Source organism: Bartonella sp. AA2SXKL (assembly GCF_042197205.1).
GTDB lineage: Bacteria > Pseudomonadota > Alphaproteobacteria > Rhizobiales > Rhizobiaceae > Bartonella.
In genome coordinates, this window is sequence record NZ_JBHIRN010000026.1 from 1 (window position 1) to 5,697 (window position 5,697).

1 protein-coding gene is annotated in these 5,697 nt (G+C 44.1%); it reads left to right on the forward strand.

The features are described from left to right. The coding region (locus tag ACFINS_RS09155; protein WP_375706118.1) for a hemagglutinin repeat-containing protein at positions 1-5,697 on the forward strand (5,697 nt) is incomplete at both ends.

Genomic DNA, 5,697 nt, shown 5'->3' on the forward strand with positions numbered 1-5,697 from the left:
AATGCTCCCGTTCATTTTGGGCAACTTTTAGCCTATGGCAAGGCAAATATTGAGGGTGGGGCGGTTGACTTTTCTTCTTTGATGACGGGTGATGATGCCGTTTTAAAGGTGGGAAGTCTTGATGCAGGCACACTGATGACAGGTTTAGATTTTGTTCACTCTCAGGTGAGCCCTTCAAACCCTACAGGTGCTCTTGTTTTTCATGATAAAGGTTCCCTTTTTGCTACAGCGCAAGAGGGTATAAAGGTTGGGCATATTATCAGTGGTGGCAATATTGAACTTTTTGCTGGCAACGACATTTATTATGATCAGGTCATTGGCTATGGCAGTGCAACCCTGACCTCGGTATCAGGAGGGATCAGCGTTGAGAATGTGCTGTCTGCTACGGGGGATGTGAGATTGACAGCAAACACACTGGATTTGAGCAATGATCGTTCTCATATTTACACGCCGCAAACGCTATATTTAACTGCGGATCATATTTATGTCTCGGGCAGCACGCTGATTTATGGTGGTTTAGATTTTCAAAGCACCAATGTTCTTGATATTCACCATGCACGGCTACAAGCCATTACCGATGAAGGAGGGACTGGAGATATTCTTTTTGTTGCTCCAGGCGTTATGGTGGATCAGTTCACATCGGTTTTAGCAGCACGAGATTTTATCATCAAAACCGGGGAGCTTGAAAATAGCGGTCAATTGGCAGCGGGTCATGATTTAGCTTTTAGCGTGACGGGCGATGTGACCAACAGCAAAACGGGTTTAATTTATGTAAAGGGCAATGGTGCTTTACAAGTTGATGGGGCTTTGCTCAATGATTTTGGCGCTATTATGGCAGAAGGCAATTTATTTTTCACCAATGCAGCTGGTACTGGAAAAAGCCTTTCGCTTGTGAATAAAGCGGGCGTTATTCAAGCAGGTGGAAACTTAAATATCCAAACCAACAGTCTCAAAAACGAAGCCGATAGCATGCCTGTCATCACGGAAAAAACGGAAGAAGTCGCCATAGCATTCGAAAAACCAAAGGGTTTTAATTTGCTCAATGAACAGAATTTATATCACGATATGAAGAGAGAGCGTTGGGGAAAGGGGTATGTTACGTATATATTAATAGGTGGAGAGGATTATATACATACTCAAGGAGGGTATCTTAAGGAAGAATTTGTATTTGATAAAAAGCTTTGGGCTAACAAAGAGGGAACCTATGGCACGGCAACTTTGCAAGGTGGAACAGTCTATAAGGCATTCACTTGGAAATATGATAAAAGAAAAGGAGATATAGAACGCTATCAATGGAATAATCAGTCATACATGACAGAGAAGATTGTCACGCAGAGTTTTTCGCATAAACCGGCTGCTCAGGGGATGATACAATCTAGTGGCAATCTCATCATTAATGCCGATACCATTGACAACCACTATAGCATTATACAAGCAGGAGGAAATGCCGATATCCACGCCAATGTGCTCACCAATTTGGGGGCAACGGTTTATAAAAACACTTATATGGGTTGTAATGCTAATACGGATGCTTATTGTTATGGTTATAAAGCTGATGGAAGCCGCGATGTTTCCTTAGATATAGCTAATGGCACTTATCGCCAGACCGGTTCAGAAGCTCTTGATGCAGTTCTTGGTCTTGTCCAAGCGGGTGGCACTTTAAATCTGGTGGTTGATCAACTCAACAACAAGGCAGGGGAAGGTTCTATTACAGGGGATGCGCATTTTAAAGCACAAGCAGTTGAAGGCAATCCGCTGGAGTCCTTAAGCGGTTTAACCGGGGCTGGTGCTTTGTTTACACCAAAAGTGGATATCAATGGTGCAGGAGAACTTTCTGAGGGTCTCCCTTTGCCAAAGCCTCAATCGGGTGGGGTTGGTGGCACCTTGCCCAAGCAGAATTTTATTTATGAAACGCGGGCAGAATTCCTTGATGTTGGCAAGTTTTATGGCTCAGCCTATTATTTGAACAGAATTGGCTACAATCCTGATCGGGAGATTTTTTTCTTAGGGGATGCTTATTTCGAAAAGGAATTGATTGAAAAACAAATGCGTGATCTGGTTGGTCAAGGTTTGGGTAAAGGCTCCTTTATTCCTGGAAGTGATGCCATTGAACAAGTCAAAACTTTGCTGGATGTCGGGGCAGACTATGCAAAAGCCCACAATCTCCCTTTTGGTGAGGCTTTGAGTGAAGAACAATTGGCGTCCCTAGAAGTCCCGATGGTGATTTATGTGCGCCAACAGGTCAAGGGCATGGATGTTTATGCTCCGGTGCTTTACATCCCTGAAAAAGACAGAGCCTCCTTTGTTTCTGCTGGAGCTTTGATCATGGGCGATGGTGTCAATATCACCAGCCAGAATACGAGCAATTCAACGATTATCAATTCAGGGCGGATTGCGGCAAATCACCAATTGCATGTGCATGGCGGGGATATCCTCAGTCAAGGAGGGCATTTTGCGGCGGGTGGTGATGCTGTTATCCTTGCGGAGAAGAATATTCGTTTGGATGCAGGGCGCACAACGGTTGACGGCGTGGAGACAGTATTAAACACCGAGGCGCTTTCTGCTGGTGGCAATGCGAGCGTGATTGCCAAGCAAGATATCACCGCCTCAGGGGTGGGGATCACCACCGGAGGTGATCTTGCCATGGCTACAGAACAAGGCAACTTGACGATCGGTTCAGCAGAAACCCATTACCATGATGAACAGGGTGATGCCACCATGCATCATAAATCGGAAGTCAGTTCTGGTGGCTCGACGACACTTGCCTCTGGAAAAGATTTGAATATTCTAGGCTCTGATGTTCAAACAAAGGATAAACTTCTCTTGCAAGCTGAGAGGAATGTTTCGATTGATGCCACACGCAATAGTATGGATAATCAGAATGGGAGTGAAACATCTCATGTTGCTTTACACAATGGCTCTCATTTAAGTTCTGGAAAAGAGACCACTGTTCTCTCTGGAAAAGATATCCATATGGCGGCTTCCGATATAGATGCCAAGGGCAAGGTGGGGCTGAAAGCCAGTAACGATATCCTGATCAACAATGCAGAAGATAGCTTACATTATGAGATATCCGATCACAAAGAGGATGGAATATTTAGTGAGAGAGTCCATAATAATGTTGAGGCTACTCAAGTTGTGGGCTCAAGTATAACAGGGGGTGAAGGGATGGCCTTTGAATCTGGCAACGATACAAAAATCATTGGATCGATGCTTTTTGCTGGAAAAGAAGAGGAAACACCAGATCAAGCAAAAGCAGATATTTCTATTCACTCTGGTGGGAATATTCTCATAAAAGGCGCTCAAGAACACTACGATCAGCAATACCAATCGTCATCAAGTAGCTTTTTGCATGAGAAATCTTCCGATAAATCTGAATCGCACACCACAACAGTTTCCTCAGTTCTTGAGGCAACGGGCAACATTGATTTGCAAGCAGAAAAAGAGTCCACAATTACTGCTTCTCATCTGCTTTCAGGTCAAAACATCAATGTGACAGCAGAAAATGTGACGATTGATGGCATGCAAGATCACCATAGCAGCCACTCAGAAGAACATGCATCTGGTTTTGGCGCGGGCTCAGGTGAGGACTTTGTGTCGATATATGGGAGTGAGGAAAAGGTGCAAAATGAAGAGAGTTTTGAACATCAAGGCTCTTCTCTCAATGCGTATGGCACTATCAACATCATTGCCAAGAAAAAAGATGTGAGCATAGTGGGCTCTGATTTTGCAGGTGAGAATATTAATCTTTCGGCAGCTCGTGATGTCAATGTGCTTGTGGGTCATAATAGCCATAAGTCAAATTCTGAAGAAAAGCGTTCAGGTTTTGGCATTCAGTTTGGAAAGAGCAGCAGTAGTGTTTCTTTGGGTGTTGGGGTTGCAAGCGTCAAAGATACGGGCGATCAATGGGAAACCACTTCCACACAATCACACATCACGGCACGCCAAGATGTGCAGATTACTGCTGACAATGATGTGAATTTACAAGCAGCCATTGTTGCGGCGGATCGTGATGTCAACATTGATGCCGGCAATAATATCACCCTATCAGAAAGCCAAGATATCTCTAAGACACAAAAAAACCATGAAAATTTCTTTGCTGGTGTTACAGGTTCTGTCAATGTTGGCATTCTTAGTACCATACAAGATATAAAGGATGCAGGAAAACGTTTTGGTCATGGGGATACAAAACACAAAATCGGCAATGGCATCATTCTTGGTCTAAAAGGCAAAGATCTCTATAACAAAGGCAAAGATCTCTATAATGGGATAAAGAGCGGATCAACAAAAGATTCCCTTCTCAAGATGGTGGATATTTCTACCAGTGTTACCGTAGGCTTTAAGACTGAAAAGGAAGAGAAGTCTTCTCAGACATCTACTGCTGTAACCAATAGCATAGAAGCTGGGCGTTCTGTCAATATGAAAGCCCACAAAGGCAGCATCCATGGTGTTGGAGCTGATATTATCGCTGGCACCAATCCTGTTTATGCAAATGATCCGCAGAGCGGGAATATCAACTTGGAAGCAGGACAGCATATTACCTTTGAAAGTGCGCAAAACAAGAAAAGCACACAAAACCATAACCAAAGTGCTTCAATGAATATTGGAGCCAGTTATGGCACGGGTGGCGCAGGGGTAACAGGCAGTGCTGCTTTTAGTCAAGGGGAAGGTTCCAGTGAACAGGTTCAACAAAAGAACAGCCATATTGTTGGCACAGGTACTGTTCATACCACGAGTGGGGCAAACACCACATTGGCAGGCGCCGTGGTTTCTGGAGAGCGTGTAGAAATGGAAGTAGGAGGTGATTTTACCGTTGTCAGCCGCAGTGATACGGGACAAAGTTCCAGCAAAAAAAACTCTGTTTCTGTTGGGGTTAAAGGCAATGGAAAGCCTGATGGTGCATCAATAAACGTCTCTTTCCAAAATGATCAATCCTCCAGCGATTATCACAGTGTTGTGGAACAATCAGGCATTAAAGCCCGTGATGACGGCTTTGAGATCACCGTTAAAGATAAAACAACGCTGACTGGAGGTATTATTGAAAGCACAGCCTTGGCAGAAAAAAACAGCCTGACCACAGGAAGCATCAGCACCAGTGATATTAGCAACAGTGCGAGTGCCAAAGCCAGCAGTGATGGGATTAGCATTGCAGCGGGTGGTGCAATGGGCGAATACGACATCGCTAAAAACATTGCCAAAAATGTTTTAGATCATGCAGAACAACAGGATTCAAGGGAAGGATATACCAAATCTGCCATTAGCGATGGCACCATCGTCATTACTGATGAAGCAGGGCAGAAGGCATTGACAGGGCAAGGCGTTGATCAAACCATAGCTTCCCTTAACCGTAATACCGCTGAAGCTCATAAGGGTGTATCACAAATAGATGTCACTAAGCTGGAACAAACAGCTGGTGAAGATCGTAAAATGGCAACACAATTGCTGGAAGAAGGATTTAAATACAGCGATAAAGCCTATAAAAAATATAGTGAAGAATCCTCTAAAAAGCGCAATGATGTAGCCTCTAAAAAGCGTAATGCTGAAGCTCCTAAAAAGCACAATGCTGAAGCCTCTAAAAAGCGTAATGCTGAAGCCCCTAAAAAGCGCAATGATGTAGCCCCTAAAAAGCGTAATGCTGAAGCCCCTAAAAAGCGCAATGATGTAGCCCCTAAAAAGCGTAATGCTGAAGCCCCTAAA